The organism is Stenotrophomonas sp. AGC87 (assembly GCF_057333975.1).
The window spans coordinates 4,818-23,390 of record NZ_JBHFHW010000042.1; the positions used below are offsets into that span (position 1 = coordinate 4,818).

At 66.5% G+C, this 18,573-nt stretch carries 16 protein-coding genes; 11 read left to right on the forward strand and 5 right to left on the reverse strand.

Annotated elements, in window-relative coordinates; genetic code table 11:
* Nucleotides 1–73 precede the first annotated feature (73 nt).
* On the reverse strand, nt 74–1,570 hold the full coding sequence (locus tag ACE026_RS17230) for an aminotransferase class III-fold pyridoxal phosphate-dependent enzyme (protein WP_486040026.1): 1,497 nt from the start codon (nt 1,568–1,570) through the stop codon (nt 74–76).
* 247 nt (nt 1,571–1,817) lie between these two features.
* Here ACE026_RS17230 and queA point away from each other — a divergent pair, with 247 nt between their 5' ends.
* The 6 genes from queA to fabV all read left to right on the forward strand — a co-directional run bounded on the left by queA (nt 1,818) and on the right by fabV (nt 9,387).
* Nucleotides 1,818–2,849 (forward strand): tRNA preQ1(34) S-adenosylmethionine ribosyltransferase-isomerase QueA, encoded by a 1,032-nt coding sequence (queA, locus tag ACE026_RS17235; protein WP_486040409.1) that lies wholly within the window; start codon nt 1,818–1,820, stop codon nt 2,847–2,849.
* A gap of 66 nt (nt 2,850–2,915) precedes the next feature.
* Complete coding sequence (gene tgt / locus ACE026_RS17240) at nt 2,916–4,046, forward strand: tRNA guanosine(34) transglycosylase Tgt (protein WP_123729020.1); 1,131 nt, start codon at nt 2,916–2,918, stop codon at nt 4,044–4,046.
* Between the two features lie 154 nt (nt 4,047–4,200).
* Complete coding sequence (gene yajC, locus ACE026_RS17245) at nt 4,201–4,545, forward strand: preprotein translocase subunit YajC (protein WP_019183141.1); 345 nt, start codon at nt 4,201–4,203, stop codon at nt 4,543–4,545.
* A gap of 58 nt (nt 4,546–4,603) precedes the next feature.
* Entirely contained in the window at nt 4,604–6,457 is a 1,854-nt protein-coding gene (gene secD, locus ACE026_RS17250) for a protein translocase subunit SecD (protein WP_486040028.1), read from the forward strand.
* 19 nt (nt 6,458–6,476) lie between these two features.
* Complete coding sequence (gene secF, locus ACE026_RS17255; protein WP_313211573.1) at nt 6,477–7,451, forward strand: protein translocase subunit SecF; 975 nt, start codon at nt 6,477–6,479, stop codon at nt 7,449–7,451.
* Between the two features lie 676 nt (nt 7,452–8,127).
* Complete coding sequence (fabV, locus tag ACE026_RS17260) at nt 8,128–9,387, forward strand: enoyl-ACP reductase FabV (RefSeq protein ID WP_486040029.1); 1,260 nt, start codon at nt 8,128–8,130, stop codon at nt 9,385–9,387.
* Nucleotides 9,388–9,511: 124 nt separating this feature from the next.
* Here fabV and ACE026_RS17265 read toward each other — a convergent pair whose 3' ends face one another.
* The 3 genes from ACE026_RS17265 to ACE026_RS17275 all read right to left on the reverse strand — a co-directional run bounded on the left by ACE026_RS17265 (nt 9,512) and on the right by ACE026_RS17275 (nt 13,406).
* Entirely contained in the window at nt 9,512–11,581 is a 2,070-nt protein-coding gene (locus tag ACE026_RS17265) for a GGDEF/EAL domain-containing response regulator (protein ID WP_486040030.1), read from the reverse strand.
* Nucleotides 11,582–11,673: 92 nt separating this feature from the next.
* Entirely contained in the window at nt 11,674–12,858 is a 1,185-nt protein-coding gene (locus ACE026_RS17270) for a BaiN/RdsA family NAD(P)/FAD-dependent oxidoreductase (protein ID WP_486040032.1), read from the reverse strand.
* Nucleotides 12,855–13,406, reverse strand: a complete 552-nt coding sequence (locus ACE026_RS17275) for a YaeQ family protein (protein ID WP_313211577.1) — start codon at nt 13,404–13,406, stop codon at nt 12,855–12,857. Before ACE026_RS17275 ends, ACE026_RS17270 begins: the two co-directional genes overlap by 4 nt.
* A 41-nt stretch (nt 13,407–13,447) precedes the next feature.
* On the opposite strand from ACE026_RS17275, the gene ACE026_RS17280 reads away from it, so the two are divergent.
* Entirely contained in the window at nt 13,448–14,332 is an 885-nt protein-coding gene (locus ACE026_RS17280; protein ID WP_486040034.1) for a pseudouridine synthase, read from the forward strand.
* A 169-nt stretch (nt 14,333–14,501) separates the two neighbouring features.
* Here the strand turns inward: ACE026_RS17280 and ACE026_RS17285 are convergent, their stop codons facing one another.
* The gene (locus ACE026_RS17285) at nt 14,502–14,969 is read right to left on the reverse strand and encodes a YaiI/YqxD family protein (protein WP_486040035.1); all 468 of its coding nucleotides are present in this window, start codon (nt 14,967–14,969) and stop codon (nt 14,502–14,504) included.
* A gap of 300 nt (nt 14,970–15,269) precedes the next feature.
* On the opposite strand from ACE026_RS17285, the gene ACE026_RS17290 reads away from it, so the two are divergent.
* The 4 genes from ACE026_RS17290 to ACE026_RS17305 all read left to right on the forward strand — a co-directional run bounded on the left by ACE026_RS17290 (nt 15,270) and on the right by ACE026_RS17305 (nt 18,514).
* The gene (locus ACE026_RS17290; RefSeq protein WP_017356920.1) at nt 15,270–15,479 is read left to right on the forward strand and encodes a cold-shock protein; all 210 of its coding nucleotides are present in this window, start codon (nt 15,270–15,272) and stop codon (nt 15,477–15,479) included.
* Between the two features lie 160 nt (nt 15,480–15,639).
* The gene (locus ACE026_RS17295) at nt 15,640–16,332 is read left to right on the forward strand and encodes a glutathione S-transferase family protein (RefSeq protein ID WP_486040036.1); all 693 of its coding nucleotides are present in this window, start codon (nt 15,640–15,642) and stop codon (nt 16,330–16,332) included.
* A gap of 37 nt (nt 16,333–16,369) precedes the next feature.
* Nucleotides 16,370–17,935: a protein adenylyltransferase SelO gene (locus tag ACE026_RS17300; protein ID WP_486040037.1), complete on the forward strand. Its 1,566-nt coding sequence runs from the start codon at nt 16,370–16,372 to the stop codon at nt 17,933–17,935.
* Nucleotides 17,936–17,977: 42 nt separating this feature from the next.
* Entirely contained in the window at nt 17,978–18,514 is a 537-nt protein-coding gene (locus tag ACE026_RS17305; protein WP_346465604.1) for an adenine phosphoribosyltransferase, read from the forward strand.
* The last annotated feature ends 59 nt before the right edge of the window (nt 18,515–18,573 follow it).

Below are 18,573 nucleotides of genomic sequence, written 5' to 3' on the forward strand. Positions count from 1 at the left end.
CGGGCCCGGGGGCCAATTGGCCCCCGGGGTAGAGCCGACCGTTGGTCGGCTGCCGTTGTTCGTACCGCCGAACTCAGGCCGCCTGCGATTGCTCCCGGCGCGGACCTTCCTTCAACGCGCGGCCGACCAGGCCGACCAGCAGGTCCAGCTCCTCGCCGTCCATGCCGAAGTGCGGGGTGAAGCGCAGCGAGTTCTCACCGCCATGGATCACATTGATGCCATGGTTGCGCAACCACTCTTCGGTGGAGCCGGTGCCGTAGCACTTGAACTGCGGGGCCAGCTCGCAGGAGAACAGCAGGCCGGTGCCCTGGACCTTGGTGATCAGCCCGCCCAGCTCGGTCTTGAGCTGTTCCAGCTTGCGCACGGCTTCCTCGCCGCGCACGCGGATGTTCTCGCGCACCTGCGGGGTCAGCAGCGACAGTGTTGCGCAGGCCACGTCCAGCGCCCGTGGGTTGGAGGTCATGGTGTTGCCGTAGATGCCCTTGCGATACAGCTGCGCGGCGTGCTCGGTCACGGCCAGCACCGAGAGCGGGAACTGGGCCGCATTGAGCGCCTTGGAGTAGGTTTCCATGTCCGGCACCTCCAGGCCTTCAAAGCCCGGGTAATCCACGATCGAGAGCACGCCGTGCGCGCGCAGGCCGGCCTGGATCGAGTCCAGCAGCAGCAGGCTGCCGTGCTGGCGGGTCAGTTCGCGGGCCAGCGCATAGAACGCGGGTGGCACCGAGCGGCCGGGGTCGCCTTCGCCCATCACCGGCTCCAGGAACACCGCTTCGATGAACCAGTGGTTCTGCTCGGCCTCGGCGAACACCCGCTTGAGCGCGTCTTCGTCATAGGGCGCGATCGCGATGACCGTGTCCTCGCCCCGATAGCTGGCCAGGTGCTGCATGTAAGTCTTGCGGCTGGAATCGGAATACAGGCCCGGGCGGTCGGTGCGGCCGTGGAAACTGCCTTTGACCACCACGCGCTTGATTTTCGCACCGGCGTGGCGGGCACCCGGGTCGGTCTGCAGCTTGGCGTTGACGTCGGCGATACGGGCGGCCAGCCCGACCGCTTCGGAGCCCGAATTCAGGCACATGAAGTGGCTGTACGGGCAGCCGCCGCGGCGGTGGCCGATCTCCTTGCGCAACGCCTGGATGAAGCGCTGCTGGGACAGGCTGGGCGTCATCACATTGGCCATGACCTGCGGGGCCGCCATGGCCTCCATCACCGCCTCGGGGGTATGCCCGAAGCCGAGCATGCCGTAGCCGCCGGCGTCGTACAGCACCGCGCCCTTCAGGGTGACCACCCATGCGCCACGGGCGGCGAGGGCGACGTACGGGGTGACCGCATCATCGGCATAGAAATTGACGAACCCCTCCTGCATCGCATCGATCTGGGCGCGCTCGTCCAGTGCCAGCAGGCCGCCGAGATCGGCGCGCACGCGCTCGAATTCAGCGGCGGCGGCGTCGATGGCGGCGACCAGGGCAGGGTGGCCGGCGGCCAGGCGTTCGAGGGTGGCGTCATCCAGGCCGGTGGTGAGGCGGGTGCCGGGCTGGGCGCGGAGCGGGGCGAGACGTTCGATGAAGCTCATTGCAGATCTCCTGAAACGATGGCGGCACGGCGGAAAAGCAAAACGCGCGTCTATTCGCGCGCGCTTCGGGCATTCCTGCTCGTGCATCAGACTTCCGGCTCGATGCTAGCACGCGGTTTTTCGCGCGATAACCCCGTCAAAAACTGTTGCAAAGCAGCATTTTGCGCGACGTTTTGCGAATCCTTCGTTGCCACCGAGGGCCAGTCGTACAATGGCCGACATTGCCTACACGTTGCCGCGCGCTCCCTTGAAAAAGTCCGATTTCAACTACGACCTGCCGCCTGAACTGATTGCCCAGGCGCCGCTCGCCCAGCGCTCGGCCAGCCGCCTGATGGTGGTGCCGCCGGCCCCGGCCGCGTTTGATCACCGCCAGGTGCGCGATCTGCCCGACCTGCTGCAGCCCGGTGACCTGCTGGTCTTCAACGACACCCGGGTGATCCCGGCCCGTCTGTTCGGCCAGAAGGCCAGCGGCGGCCGTGTCGAGATCCTGATCGAGCGCCTGCTCGGTGGCCAGCAGGCCCGCGCGCAGGTTGGCGCCAGCAAGTCGCCCAAGCCGGGCAGCCGCATCGCGCTCGACGCCGGTGGCGAGGCCGAGGTGCTGGGCCGCGATGGCGAGTTCTACGTGCTGCAGTTCCACGTGCCCGAGGCGCTGGAGCAATGGCTGCTGCATGCCGGCCGGCTGCCGCTGCCGCCCTACATCCAGCGCGAGCCGGGTATGGACGACCGCGAGCGCTACCAGACTGTGTTCGCGCGCGAGATCGGCGCGGTGGCCGCCCCGACCGCCGGCCTGCACTTCGATGAGGCCCTGCTGGCCACGTTGAAGGACAAGGGCGTGGATTTCGGCCACGTGACCCTGCACGTGGGCGCGGGCACCTTCCAGCCGGTCCGCGTGGACGATCTGAAAGAACACGTGATGCACCGTGAGTGGCTGAACGTCGGCGCCGAGCTGGTCCAGCAGGTGCGCCGCACCCGGGCTGCGGGCGGCCGGGTGATCGGCGTCGGGACCACCGTGGTGCGTGCGCTGGAAAGCGCCATGCGCGAGGGCGAACTGCTGCCCTACGCCGGGGAAACCCAGATCTTCATCACCCCGGGCTACCGGATCCGCAGCGTGGACGCGATGGTGACCAACTTCCATCTGCCGGAAAGCACGCTGCTGATGATGATCTCGGCGTTTGCCGGCCAGACCCGGGTGTTCGAGGCCTACCAGGCCGCGATCGCGGAGAAGTACCGCTTCTTCAGCTACGGCGATGCGATGCTGCTGTTCCCGCAGGGGGAGTGAGGGCAGCGGGGCAGGCGCGGCCGTTTTCGGCGACAATGGCAGACTATCTGCCCGAATGACCGCTCCATGTCCCGACTCCAGTTCCAGCTCCAGACCACCGACGGTCGCGCCCGCCGCGGCCGCCTGACCTTCCCGCGCGGGACCGTGGAAACCCCGGCCTTCATGCCGGTGGGGACCTATGGCTCGGTGAAGGGCATCCTGCCGGAGCAGATCCGCGCGCTGGGTGCGGAAATCATCCTGGGCAACACCTTCCATCTGTACCTGCGCCCGGGCCTGGACGTGATCGCCGACCACGGCGGCCTGCACGGCTTCGCGCGCTGGAACGGCCCGATCCTGACCGACTCCGGCGGCTTCCAGGTGTTCTCGCTGGCCCACCGCCGCAAGATCACCGAGCAGGGCGTTACCTTCTCCTCGCCGACCGACGGCGCCCGCGTGTTCCTGGGCCCGGAAGAGAGCATGCGCATCCAGAAGGTGCTCGATTCGGACGTGGTGATGATCTTCGACGAGTGCACCCCGTACCCGGCCACCGAGCCGGTCGCGCGCACCTCGATGGAACTGAGCCTGCGCTGGGCGCAGCGCAGCCGCAACGCGCACGATGAACTGGGCAATGACGCGGCGCTGTTCGGCATCGTCCAGGGCGGCGTCCATCACGACCTGCGCAGCCGCTCGGCCGAGGGCCTGCAGCAGATCGGCTTCGACGGCTACGCCATCGGCGGCCTGGCCGTGGGCGAGCCCGAGCACGAACGCAACGCCATGCTCGACCACATGCATCCGATCCTGCCGGCCGATCGCCCGCGGTATCTGATGGGCGTGGGCCGACCGGAAGACCTGGTCGAAGGCGTCGCCCGCGGCGTGGACATGTTCGATTGCGTGATGCCGACCCGGAATGCCCGCAACGGCCACTATTTCACCTCGTTCGGCACGGTGCGCATCCGCAACGCCCGCTACGAGCGCGACATGGACACCATCGAGCCGGGTTGCGGCTGCCATGCCTGCACCAGCGGCTATACCCGCTCGTATCTGCGCCACCTGGACCGCTGCAACGAGATGCTGGCGCCGATGCTGGGCACCATCCACAACCTCTATTACTACGAGAAGTTGATGGCCGACATGCGTGCCGCGATCGCGGCGGGAACCTTTACCGCCTTCCGCGAGTCTTTCTACGCGGCTCGTGGAGCGGTCACGCCTGCGCTGTAAAGTGACCCCCGCCGGCCGATCCGGCGCCCCGACCCTGCCAAACGGCCCAAGGACGAACTCCCGGGGCCATGGCATACTTCGAGGCTGACCCCCGTTTCGCGGCGACTCCCTGACCCTTGAAGGGGCAGGGCGCCTCCCAACCCAAGGACACACTATGAACCTGCTCGCCTTCCTGATTCCCACCGCCAACGCCCAGGCCGCCGGTGGCCAGCCGCAGGGCATGGGTCTGACCACCCTGCTGTTCCCGATCATCCTGATCGCGATCATGTACTTCCTGATGATCCGCCCGCAGATGAAGCGCCAGAAGGAACACAAGGCCATGCTGGAGAAGGTCAAGCGCGGTGACGAAGTGCTGACCAACGGCGGCATCGCCGGCGTGGTCACCGACATCGGCGACAACTTCATCACCATCGAAGTGGCCGAGAACGTGCGCATCCGCGTGCAGAAGGGCGCCGTGGGCAATGTGCTGCCGACCGGCACGCTGAAGTCGGCCAACTGATCCACTCCCTTTCCGTTCAACCGCGGTGCCGGGACGGGCACCGCGCGGGACCCAAGCAATGCTCGAATTTCCACGCTGGAAGTATTTCCTCATCCTGATCGTGTTGGCGGTCAGTGCGTTGTACGCACTGCCCAACATCTACCAGAAGGACCCTGCCGTGCAGATCACCGCCAACCGTGGCGGGCAGATCGACGACGCCCTGCGCGACCGCGTGCTGGGTGACCTGAAGCAGGCCGGCGTGGAGCCGCTGTCGGTGGCCAAGGAAGGCGACAGCCTGATCGTGCGCCTGCCGACGCTGCAGGCGCAGACCGCCGCCAACGACGCCCTGCGCGACGAGATGGGCGAGGACTACGTGGTCGCCCTGAACCTGGCCTCCACCGTGCCGGAGTGGCTGAGCGACCTCGGCGCCAAGCCGATGGTGCTGGGCCTGGATCTGCAGGGCGGCGTGCACTTCGTGCTGCAGGTCGACCAGAAGGCTGCACTGGACAAGCGTCTGGACGCCTACGCCGAAGACGTGCGGACCAGCCTGCGCGATGCCCGCATCGCCTACCAGTCGGTTGAGCGTCGTGGCGACAACACCATCGTGGCCACCATCAGCCCGTCCGCCGGTGCCGATGCTGCCGCGCGTGCCCGCGAAGTGATGGTCAAGGCGCAGCCGACGCTGGGCTACGAAGTGGCGGGCAACCGCATCACCGTGAGCATGCCGGAGGCGGAACTGACCGCGATCGCCAACGGCGCCATCGAGCAGAACGTCAACACGCTGCGCAACCGTGTCAATCAGCTTGGCGTGGCCGAGCCGATCATCCAGCGCCAGGGTGCCGACCGCGTGGTCGTGCAGCTGCCGGGTGTGCAGGACACCGCCGAAGCCAAGCGCATGATCGGTGCCACCGCGACGCTGGAATACCGCGCCGTGGTCGAGGGCAATGCCCAGGACGCGATCACCAGCGGCCGCATCCCGCCGGAGGCCAAGGTCTACCAGCAGCGTGACAACCGCGGCCCGATCCTGCTCAACAAGCGCGTGATCGTGACCGGTGACCAGATGGTCGCTGCACAGGCCACCACCGACCAGAACGGCGCTGCGGCCGTGAGCGTGACGCTGAACAATGTCGGCGGCCAGCGCATGTTCGATTTCACCAGCGCCAACGTGAACAAGCCGATGGCGGTGGTCTACACCGAACGCATCCCGACCGTGAACGTGGTCGATGGCAAGGAAGTGCGCAGCTTCCGCGTCAAGGAAGAAGTGATCTCGGTCGCCAATATCAACGGCGTGTTCGGCAAGAACTTCCAGACCACCGGCCTGGAGAAGACCGAGGCGGAGAATCTGGCCAAGCTGCTGAAATCCGGTTCGCTGGCCGCACCGATGGACTTCGTTGAAGAACGCATCGTCGGCCCCAGCCTGGGTGCGGAGAACGTCGAGCGCGGTGTGACCGCGGTCGGCTTCGCGTTCCTGTTCACCCTGGTCTTCTTCACCGTGTACTACCGCATGTTCGGCGTGATCACCTCGGTGGCCATGCTGTTCAACCTGCTGATCGTGGTGGCGGTGATGTCGCTGTTCGGCGCGACGATGACGCTGCCCGGCTTCGCCGGTCTGGCGCTGTCGATCGGCCTGTCGGTCGACGCCAACGTGCTGATCAACGAACGTATCCGTGAAGAGCTGCGGGCCGGCATGCCGCCCAAGACGGCCATCGTGGCCGGTTACGATAAGGCTTCCGGGACCATCCTGGATGCCAACCTCACCGGCATCCTGGCGGGTGTGGCGTTGTATGCGTTCGGTACCGGTCCGTTGAAGGGCTTCGCCGTGACCATGATCGTCGGCATCCTGGCCTCCATGTTCACTGCAATCACCGTCTCGCGTGCCCTTGCCGTGCTGGTTTACAGCCGCCGCAAGAAGCTCAAGACCCTGGCCATTTGACGGGAAGCGAATAGAAACCATGAAACTTTTCCCGTTGCATCTGATCCCGAACGACACCAAGTTCGACTTCATGCGCACCCGCTGGGTGGCCATCGGTCTGGCGGCGCTGGTGTTCATTGCCGCCATCGGCTGCATTGCCTTCAAGGGCTTCAACTACGCGCTGGATTTCACCGGCGGCACCGTGGTCGAAGTCCGCTTCGACAAGCCGGCTGACGTCGATGCCGTGCGTGACCATCTGGAAGGCGCCGGTTATGCCGGTGCCCAGGTGCAGAGCTTCGGCAGCGGCAGCAACCTGCTGATCCGTCTGCAGCCGCAGGAGATGGCCGAAGGCGAGAACGCCGGTGAGGCCAACAACCGCACCGCCGAAGCCGTGCAGAAGGCGATCTCGATGGAGGGCAACCAGGCCGCCATCGTGGGTGCCGAGTTCGTCGGCCCGCAGGTCGGTAAAGAGCTGGCGCTGAACGGCCTGTACGCGGCGCTGTTCGTGCTGATCGGCTTCCTGATCTACATCGGTTTCCGCTTCGAGTGGAAGTTCGCGATGGTGGCGATCATCACGACGCTGTTCGACGTGCTGGTGGTGGCGGGTTACTTCTCGCTGAGCGGCCGTGAGTTCGATCTGACTGTGCTGGCAGGTCTGCTGTCGGTGATGGGCTTCTCGATCAACGACACCATCGTGGTGTTCGACCGTGTGCGTGAGAACTTCCGCAGCCTGCGTGTGGAGCCGCTGGAGGTGATGAACCGTTCGATCAACCAGACGCTGTCGCGCACGATCATCACCTCGCTGGTGTTCTTCCTGTCGGTGCTGGCGCTGTATCTGTACGGCGGTGGTTCGCTGGAAGGGCTGGCGCTGAGCCAGATGATCGGTGCGGTGATCGGTACGCTGTCGTCGATCTTCATTGCCTGCCCGCTGCTGACCATGGGCGCGCTGGCGGTGACCAAGCAGGATCTGCTGCCGAAGGCGAAGGACGTGGAAGCGTTGGAGCGTCGTCCGTAAGGTTTCTGGTGGTTTGAAACATCTGAAAGGCCGCGCATTGCGCGGCCTTTCTTTTTGTTCGGGGCCAGAGCCAGAGCCAGAGCCTGAGCCTGAGCCAGAGCGGCGCCTTGGATGTTCACTATTGGAGGGCGACGGATAGCGCTGTGCTGGACCCGCCGTAAACCCATCCTTGGGGGCTCGTGAGCGGCATCCATGCCGCTCCAACGGTCCTGCACATCGCTATCCGTCACCCTCCAGACAGGGTGCTGGATGGCGGTCGGTAAGGCAGAGCGAAGCTAGGCAAAGCAAAGCGAAGCAAGGCAAAGCAAATCAACGGCATCCGCGCGTGGCGTGGATCAACCCTGGGCGTGACCGCTGTCATCGCAGACGCCGGTTCGTACGCGCGATCGTGGAGAGGTCGCTGTCGTCCAATGCACTCGTCACAGCGTCAGGTGTGTCAGGTAGAGCCACGCCATGCGTGGCTGCTCTCCCATCCGTAGCGGCCGTTTGTCAGGCAAGGGCCGGTGAGGGCAGGGCGGGACCGGCCCCAGGCCACAAGGAACATACACCCCCGTCGGTTGTACTCCGCGGCGCTGCGCACTACGATCCCTTGCGTTCCGCGCAGCCGCCCAGGTGGCGCGCGACCTCCCTTTTCATCGCGCCGGTCCGCCCTGCGCCAGTCCCCCTCGAGGTTTACATGGTCATCAAACCGCGTGTGCGCGGCTTCATCTGCGTCACCACCCATCCCGTCGGCTGCGATGCGGCCGTCAAGCAGCAGATCGATTACATCCAGTCCAAGCCGAAGATCGCCAACGGCCCGAAGAGGGTGCTGGTGCTCGGTGCCTCCACCGGCTACGGGCTGGCCGCGCGCATCACCGCTGCCTTCGGCAGCGATGCCGCCACGCTGGGTGTGTTCTTCGAGCGCCCGGGTACCGAGACCAAGCCCGGCACTGCTGGCTGGTACAACACCGCCGCGTTCCACAAGTACGCCGGGCAGGCCGGCCTGTACGCCAAGAGCGTCAATGGCGATGCGTTCTCCGATGAGGTCAAGGCGAAGGTCATCGAGCTGATCAAGCAGGACCTCGGCCAGGTGGACCAGGTGGTGTACAGCCTGGCCGCGCCGCGCCGCAAGCATCCCAAGACCGGTGAAGTGATCAGCTCCACGCTCAAGCCGATCGGTGCGCCGATCACGCTGCGTGGCCTGGATACCGACAAGGAAGTGATCACCGAGACCACGATCGAGCCGGCCACGCCGGAAGAGATCGCCGGCACCGTCGCCGTCATGGGCGGTGAAGACTGGCAGATGTGGATCGATGCGCTGCTCGAGGCCGGTGTGCTGGCCGAGGGCGCGACCACCACGGCCTTCACCTACGTCGGTGAGGAGATCACCCAGGCGATCTACTGGAACGGCTCCATCGGTGCGGCGAAGAAGGATCTGGACGAGAAGGTCGTCGGTCTGCGCCAGAAGCTGGCCCCGATCGGTGGCGATGCGCGCGTGTCGGTGCTCAAGGCGGTGGTCACCCAGGCCAGCTCGGCCATCCCGACCATGCCGCTGTACCTGTCGCTGCTGTTCAAGGTGATGAAGGCCAAGGGCGCGCACGAAGGCTGCATCGAGCAGCTCGATACGCTGTACGACATCCTCTATGGCGGCAAGGACGCAGGCACCGCAACCGAGCGCCTGCGCCACGATCTGGTCACCGATGGCGGCCGCAAGGTGGAGCTGATCGATGACGCCGGCCGCCTGCGCGCGGACTACAAGGAAATGGCGCCGGAGGTGCAGGGCGAGGTGGTCGCGCTGTGGCCGCAGGTCACCAACGAGAACCTGTACGAGATCAGCGATCTGGCCGGCTACAAGGCCGACTTCCTGCGCCTGTTCGGGTTCGGCGTGGAGGGCGTGGATTACGACGCCGACGTCGCGACCGATGTGAAGATTCCGAATCTGGTCGAGATGGCCTGATTGGAAGGAGGGATGCCGACCCACGGTCGGCATCTACCGGTGCGCTGCGCCCCCTGATGCTCGGGCGGGGCGCCGTCCTGCCCCGGAAGCGGTAGGTCACGACCGTTGGTCGTGACACGCCCGATCAACTGAAATCGAAATTCATCACCGGCCCCGCCGGGCCGACGAACTCACCCTGCACGTAATCCACCCCGGCACTGAAGAGCAGGCTCATCGAGTTGGCATCGGCGACGAACTCGGCGATGGTCCGGATGTTGGCGGCCTGCGCACGCGCGGTGATCTCGCTGATTTTCTCGCTGTGCTCGCGGGTGCGGGCGAAGTCGGAGGTGAAGTCGCGGTCCAGCTTGAGGAACTGCGGCTGGAAATGCGCCAGCAGCTGGAACGAATCCAGCCCCGAGCCGAACTGTTCCAGTCCGATCCGGCAGCCCAACGGGGCGACCGCGGCCAAGAACTGCTGGGCATTGCGCAGATGGGTGAACACCTTGGCCTCCGGCGCGTGCAGCCATAGCTGTTCGCCTGGCACGCCCTGCGCATCCAGTTCGCGCCGGAGTGTGGCGATCATCTGCGGGTCGTTGAACGACTCCGGGGTGATCTTCACCATCAGGTGGGTCACATGGCCCTCGCGCTTGCGCGCGGCGAGCATGCCGATCGCGTGGGTGACCACCCATCGGTTGATGTCGGCCAGCAGCCCATGATCCTCGGCGATGCCCAGGAAGGCCGTCGGGCTGAGCAGCTCGCCGTTGTGGTCCAGGCGCAGGTAGGCTTCGTACAGCTCCAGCGCTTCGCCCTGCAGGTTGAGCACCGGCTGGTAATGCAGCTGGAAGCCATCGCCGGCCAAGGCCTGGCGGATGCGTGCGACCCAGTGCTGGATGCGTTCTTCTTCCACTCGATCCACCGCGGCCGGGTCGAACACGCGGGTGGTGTTTCCCAGCTCCAGTGCGGCCTGGGTGCACTCGGTGGCGCGCGCCAGCACCTGGCCGATGCTCGCGATCTTCTCGCCGACCTGCACACCGCCCACGCTGACCGTGACCGTGGCCGAGCGCTCGCCGATGCTGAACACCTGCGAGGCGAAGGCCTCACGGATCTGGTCGGCCAGGGCGACGGTCTGCGCGTAGGGCGCTTCGGTCAGCACGGCAAAGCTGTGTTCGCCGAAGCGCGCCACCTGTGCGGTGTCGCCAACCGATTGGGCCAGCACGCGGGCGAGGGCGCCGATCAGCGCATCGGCCGAGTCCAGGCCGATCTCCGGCAGCAGGCGCGCGTAGTGATCCGGTTCGATCAGCAGCAGGCCGAACCGGCCCTCGCTGCGACCGGCCTGGGCCACGGCATGTTCGACATGCAACATGAAGGTCGGGCGGTTGAGCAGGCCGGTGACCTGGTCGCGCTGGCGCAGGTCTTCGACCTCGCGGGCCAGCTCCGGATCGAACTCCATGCGCCGGCGGAACACCACCTGCAGGCACGATTCGCCCTCATAGCTGGCCTGGGTGAACTCCATCGTGGCCGGGAACACCGCGCCGTCCTGGTTGCGCGCATCCACCTGGTACTGCGGCGGCGGCGCATCGCCCTTGCTCATGGATTTGAGCAGCTGCTTGAAACCGTCCACGTGCTGCGGGGCGACCATGTCCAGCAGCGAGATGCCTTCCACATCGTCGAAGGTTTCGTAGCCGAACATCTCCAGGTAAGCCTCGTTGGCCCGGATGTGCATGCCTTCATGGATGTAGGCGATCGGGTCGCGCGAGGACGAGATCAGCGCGTCGCAGCGGCGCTCGGTCTCGCGCATCTGCGCCTCGATCCGGCGCAGCCCGCGGCGCGCATGCAGATCGGTCCATTCGTTGCGCACCACCGCCAGCAGGTGCTCGGGGCGGTGGCGCAGGGCGATGGCGCGGATGCCATTGGCCCCGGCCTCGACCCACTCGGTTTCGTTGATCGATTCGGCCAGCAGGATCATCGGGATGTCCTTGCCGCTGGCCGCGATCTGCTGGGTCACCTGCAGCAGCGGGATGCTCTGCGCCGCGGCGACCAGCACCAGGTCGATCGGCTGGGTACCCAGTGCCTGGGCCAGTTCCTCGCTGTGCTGCGGGCGCGTCGGGCGCACCGCGATGCCGCTGTTGCGCAGCGTGCTGACGATGGTCTCGGCGTTCTCGCCGCTGTCGTCCACGATCAGCAGGCGGACCGTCATGTCATTCGCGTTCTGCATTCACTACTCCCCGGACTGCAAACTTGATACACGATGCGTGTGACTACGTCCATGCGGCAAACGGTAGCCGATCACGGAACGCGCGTTCCGGCTCAGGCCACGCTGCCCGCGGCATGACCACAGGCCCAAGCCCACTGGAAGTTGTAGCCCCCCAGCCAGCCGGTCACGTCCAGCACCTCCCCAATGAAGTGCAGGCCGGGAACCACGTGCGACTCAAATGTACTGGAGGACACCTTGCGGGTGTCGACCCCGCCCAGCGTCACTTCGGCGGTACGGTACCCCTCGGTGCCACTGGCCACCAGCGGGAAATTCTGCAACAGCTCGGCCGCCTCGCGCAGCTGTGGCTCGTCGATCTGGCGCACCAGCCGGTCCGGCAGCCAGTGCTCGCACAGGCGCAGCGCCAGCCGGCGCGGCAACACCTCCGAGAGCACCGTACGCAGTTCGGCGGCACCGCGTTCGGCCTTCATCCGCCGCAGCCACTCCAGCGCATCCTGGCCCGGCAGCAGGTCCAGCCGCAGCTCGTCGCCGGGCTGCCAGTACGAGGAGATCTGCAGGATCGCCGGGCCGCTGATGCCGCGGTGGGTGATCAGCATGGAGTTGCGGAACTCGATGCCGTTGCAGCGCGCTTCGATCGGCAGGGCCACGCCGCTGAGCTCGTTGAAGCGCTCCTGGTGCTTGCCACTCAGCGTGAGCGGCACCAGCCCGGCGCGGGTCGGCAGCACCTCATGGCCGAACTGGCGGGCCAGCTCATAGCCGAAGCCGGTCGCGCCCATGCTCGGGATCGACAGGCCACCCGTGGCCACCACCAGCGAGGCAGCATGGAAGTGCCCTTGCGTGGTGTGCACGTGGAAGCCGTCCGCGCCGCGCTCCACCTTCTGCACGCCGCAGTCGGTGCGGATCTGCACGCCGGCGGCCTGGCATTCGTCCACCAGCATCTTCACGATCTGCTTGGAGGAGATGTCGCAGAACAGCTGGCCCAGCTCTTTTTCGTGATACGCAATGCCGTGCCGCTCCACCATCTCGATGAAGTGGTATGGCGTGTAGCGGGCCAGCGCGGATTTGCAGAAGTGCGGATTGGCAGAGAGGAAGTTGGCCGCCGTGGTGCCGGTGTTGGTGAAGTTGCAGCGCCCGCCGCCGGACATCAGGATCTTCTTGCCAACCTTGTTGGCATGGTCGATCACCTGCACCAGGCGCCCGCGTTTGCCTGCGGTCATCGCACACATCAGTCCGGCAGCGCCGGCCCCGATGACCAGCACATCACAGCGGATCACACTCACGCCTGCGGCTTCTGCTTGCGCCAGGTGGGGATGACGCTGAGCTGCGCCTTGTCGGACGTCAACTGCACTTCGCCGTCCTGGATCTGCACGTCCCATTGCATCGTGCGTTCGATCTGCGCGCCCCATTCGGTGACGAACTCGCCCGGCAGGTCCATCACGTCCAGCGTGGACAGCTTTTTGAGCGCGGAGGCGTTGCGGTCCCACCAGATATCGGCGGCGCGGCCGCCGTAGGTCACCAGCTGCACCGCACGCGCGCGGCCGGCGGCCTTGCGCAGGCGCGACTCGTCGGGCTGGCCCAGTTCGATCCACAGTTCGACGTCGCCGGTGTAGTCGCGGCGCCACAGGTCCGGCTCGTCGTCCACGCTCAGGCCGCGGCCGAATTCCAGCCGATCATCGGCGTTCAGCGCGAAGGTGAGCAGGCGCACCATCAAGCGGTCGTCGGTCTCGGACGGGTGCTGGGCCAGCGTCAGCGTATGGCTGGCGTAATAGCCGCGATCCATGTCGCTGATCTGCAGTTCGGCCTTGCGGATGGTGGCGGTGAGGGCCATGGGGATACCTGAAACAAAGAGCGCCATGATAATGGTTCGCCATGAGCCCGTCCGATCCGATCCTCGCTGCCCCCGCACCCAGCCGCCTGCAGTTGCCCCCCGGCGACTGGCCGAGCCTGCTGGACGGGCTGTGCGCGCGCTTCCCGCGCATCGACCGCGCGCAGTGGGCAGACCGCTTCGCCCGGGGGCGGGTACAGGACGCGCAGGGCAGGGCGCTCGCGCCGGACCAGACCTGGCAGGTGGGGCTGGAGATCGTGTATTTCCGTGAAGTGGCCGATGAGCCGGTGATTCCCTTCGCCGAGGCCATCGTCCACCAGGGTGCGCACCTGCTGGTAGCCGACAAGCCGCACTTCCTGCCGGTCACCCCTGCCGGCGGTTACGTGCGCGAAACGCTGCTGGCCCGGCTGGTGGCGCGCACCGGCAACCGGGATCTGGTGCCGCTGCACCGCCTGGACCGGCTGACCGCCGGGCTGGTGCTGTTCTCCACCCGGCCAGACAGCCGCGATGCCTACCAGCGCCTGTTCCGCGAGCGGCGCATCGAGAAGGTATACGAGGCCCTGGCACCGCCGCTGCCGCAGCGGGCGTTCCCGCTGGAGCGCCAAACGCGGCTGGTCCCCGGTGAGCCGTTCTTCCGGATGGCCGAGGTGCCAGGCGAGCCCAATGCCCGGACCCGCATCGAGGTGATCGGCAGCACCGGACCCGTCTGGCGCTACCGGCTGCACCCGGTCACCGGCCGCAAGCATCAGCTGCGTGTGCACATGGCGGGGCTGGGCGCGCCGATCCTGGGGGACGACCTATACCCGGAGCTGCTCGCGGATGCCCCGGCGGACGCGCCGCTGCAACTGCTGGCCAAGGGATTGGCGTTCGATGACCCGCTGACCGGGGAGCGGCGCACGTTCACCAGCGGGCTGTCGCTTCACCTGTAGGGCGGGCCGCTGGCCGGCTGCCGGGATCTGTGGTGGTCACCAGATGCGACGGAGGAGCCGGCCAGCGGCCGGCTCTACCAACACCGGCCCCTCAGCCATGCCGGACCCTTTCCACACCGGACCCTCAGCTGGCTAGCGGCTCATCAGGGTGATAAACGGTTCATCAGCGTCAACGTTTGGCCAGCCAACGGTCCAGTTGCGCGGCAAAGGCCTGCTTGTCCCGCGCATGCAGCGGCGGAGGGCCGCCCGTCTGAACGCCGGAGCCGCGCAGTTCCTCCATGAAATTGCGCATCGACAGCCGCTCGGCCATGTTGTTCGGGGTGTACAGGTCGCCGCGCGGGTTCAATGCGACGGCCTTTTTGTCCAAGACCAAGGCCGCCAGCGGGATGTCCTGCGTGACGACCAGATCGCCCGGCTGGAGCCGTTCCACGATCACGCTGTCGGCCACATCCAGGCCCGGCGGAACCTGGATTGAGCGGATGAAACGGGACGGAGGGGTCCGCAGCCAGTGGTTCGCGACCAGGGTCATCTCGATCCCGGCACGCTCGGCGGCCCGGAACAGGATCTCCTTGATGACGGCCGGACAAGCGTCGGCGTCCACCCAGATGTGAACTTTAGGGGTCGGGGTATCGGTCATTTGGCTGATCTTAAGGTAGGAAAAATCTGAATAGGGGGTGCAATTTCGTGTAGGATCGCCCGACCCCTTGTCCTGTCAGGCGGGAGGGGAGGATGGCTGAATCAACCAGCTATCGCTTTTTCGGTAAAACACGAGTATCGTCACCCACACTGTGTTTGCTAGGGTCACCGTGAATCGTGGCCTGGTGCAGTTGATCTCACGATCTGCTCATCGATCCGCTTTACCAACGCCTGCAACTCAGTCTCGGCTCCGATACGCGGCGGCCGCGATTATTTCAACTATTGTTTCAGGAGTTAGTACATGTCTGATCGTCAGCAGGGCACCGTGAAGTGGTTCAACGACGCCAAGGGCTTCGGCTTCATCACCCCGGAAAGCGGCCCGGACCTCTTCGTGCATTTCCGCGCGATCCAGGGCACCGGCTTCAAGTCGCTGCAGGAAGGCCAGAAGGTGACTTTCGTCGCCGTGCAGGGCCAGAAGGGTATGCAGGCTGACCAGGTGCAGGCGGTCTAATCGACCCCCGCAACCGTAAGGTCGCCTAAAACGCCGGAAGCGAAAGCTTCCGGCGTTTTTTATTGGGCGGCGTTCGGCCATCGTCGACGCAGACCCCGTTGAAGACGTCATCGTTCCCGTTGCCCGGTTACGATGCCGCTTTGACCCTGCGGAACCCTCGATGATCAAGGTGCACCATCTGGACCACTCGCGCTCGCTGCGCGTGTTGTGGATGCTCGAAGAACTGGGCCTGCCGTACCAGGTCGTCAACTACCAGCGCGATCCCAAGACCTGGCTGGCACCGCAGGCGCTGCGCGACGTGCACCCGCTGGGAAAATCGCCGGTGCTGCAGGACGATGCCCTGGTGCTGGCCGAATCCGGCGCGATCCTGGAATACCTCGCCGACCGCTACGACAGCGGCCGCCAGCTCTCCCCCGAGCCGATGCCCGCCCAGGCCCCCGAACGCGTGCGTTACCGCTACTGGATGCACTACGCCGAAGGCTCGGCGATGCCGCCGCTGGTGATGACGCTGGTGTTTTCGCGGCTGCGCAAAGCACCGATGCCGTTCTTCGCCAAGCCGATCGCGCGCTCCATCGCCGACAAGGCGCTGAACGGCTTCGTGCGTCCACAGGTGAAGCTGCACATGGACTGGATGGAACGCGAGCTCGGCCAGTCGCCGTGGTTTGCCGGTGAGCGCTTCACCGCGGCCGATATCCAGATGAGTTTCCCGATCCAGGCCGCCGCTGCCCGCGGCGGTGACATGGCGGCGTATCCGCGCCTGCAGGCCTACCTGGCGCGGATCGAGCAGCGCCCGGCGTACCAGCGTGCGGTGGAGCGCGGCGGTCCGTTGAACCTGGGCGGCGGTTCGCGCTGAACTTGCGGGGCAGCCGGTCTGCCCCCATTTCATACCGATGAGCACCCAGCCCCTGCGTTTCGACAACCGTTTCATCCGTGACCTGCCCGGCGACCCGGAAACCGGCCCGCGCGTGCGGGAGGTGCGCGAGGCCGCGTGGTCCTCGGTCATGCCGACGCCGGTCGCCGCGCCACAGCTGCTGGCGTACTCACCTGAGGTGGCCACGCTGCTGGGCATGGGCGAGGACCTGATACAGAGCGAGGATTTCGCGCGGGTGTTCGGCGGCAATGCGCTGTATGCCGGGATGGCACCGTGGGCGGCCAACTACGGTGGCCATCAGTTCGGGCATTGGGCGGGGCAGCTCGGCGATGGCCGCGCGATCTCGCTGGGCGAACTGCTCACGCCGGACGGTGCGCACTGGGAACTGCAGTTGAAGGGCGCCGGGCGCACCCCGTACTCGCGGGGCGCCGACGGACGTGCAGTGCTGCGCTCGTCGATCCGCGAGTTCCTCTGCAGCGAGGCGATGCATCATCTCGGCGTGCCGACCACGCGCGCATTGAGCCTGGTCGGCACCGGCGATGCCGTCGTGCGCGACATGTTCTATGACGGCCACCCCGAGGCCGAACCCGGCGCGATCGTGTGCCGCGTCGCGCCGTCCTTTATCCGTTTCGGCACGTTCGAACTGCCGGCCTCGCGTGGCGACACCGCGCTGCTGCGGCAGTTGGCCGATGTCTGCATCGCGCGTGATTTTCCTGCACTCGCCGAGCTGGGCGAGGCGCGCCATGCACGCTGGTTCGCCGAGATCTGCGAACGCACCGCGGTGCTGGTCGCGCACTGGATGCGCGTCGGCTTCGTGCACGGGGTGATGAACACCGACAACCTCTCCATTCTCGGGCTCACCATCGATTACGGCCCGTATGGCTGGGTCGAGGATTACGATCCCGAGTGGACGCCCAACACCACCGACGCGCAGGGGCGACGCTATCGTTTCGGCACGCAGCCGCAGGTGGCGTACTGGAATCTCACCTGGCTGGCGCAGGCACTGGCGCCGCTGTTCGACGATGTCACGCCGCTGCACGACGGGCTGGCGCGTTTCCAGCAGGTGCACGCGGACTGCGAGCGCGCCGACATCGCCGCGAAGCTGGGCCTGGATAGCTGCCGCGATGACGACGTGGCGTTGATGGCGGCGTGGCTGGAGATTCTGCACGAGGGTGAGATGGACATGACCCTGGCCTTCCGTGGGCTGATGGCGCTCGATCCCGCATCGCCTTCCGTGGCGGTGCTGGAGGAGGCGTTCTACAGCCCGGCCCGTCGCGACGCGGTGCTGCCGTCGCTGCAGGCATGGCTGCAGCAGTACGCGGTGCGCCTGCGCGGCGATGGCCTGAGTGCACAGGCGCGTCAGCAGCAGATGGGCCGGGCCAATCCGGTCTACGTGCTGCGCAACTGGCTCGCCCAGGAGGCGATCGAACAGGCGGAGCAGGGCGACCTGAGCGGCGTGCATACGCTGCTGGAGGTGCTGCGGCGGCCGTATGAAACGCAACCGGGGCGCGAACACTTCGCGGCCAAGCGGCCCGAGTGGGCGCGTGTGAAGGCCGGGTGCTCGATGCTGTCCTGCAGCTCGTAAGACGCTCGGTTACCCTATGCCACCCTTTGTGCTGTGCCGATCATGACCGAGTCTTCCGCCACGCCCGCCTGGGCCGGCCGCCTGCGCGACATCGCCGATTTCCCCAAGCCGGGCATCCTGTTCAAGGACATCATGCCGTTGCTCGCCGACGGCCCGGATTTCGCGGCCGCCATCGATGCGATGGTCGCGCCCTGGCGCGATGCCAACCTGCAGGCGGTGATGGGGATCGAGTCGCGCGGGTTCATCCTCGGTGCGGCCATGGCGCGGGTGCTGGGCGTGGGCTTCGTGCCGGTGCGCAAGCCGGGCAAGCTGCCGGGCAGGGTGCTGCGCCAGGATTACACCCTGGAATACCGCACGGACAGCATTGAAGTGCATGCTGATGCCTTGCCGGCCGGCGCACGCGTGCTGGTGATCGATGATGTGCTCGCGACGGGCGGCACTCTGCTGGCGGCGTTGTCGCTGGCCCGCCAGCTGCAGGTCGAGGTGGTCGGTGCGGCCGTGCTGGTGGAACTGGCCGGCCTCGGTGGCCGCGAGCGCTGGACGAGTGACGTGCCGCTGCTGGCCAATCTGGTGTATTGAACCGGGAATCCGCGCGGGCCTACCGCCACCGGTAGTGGGGGGGGGGGGGGGGGGGGGCG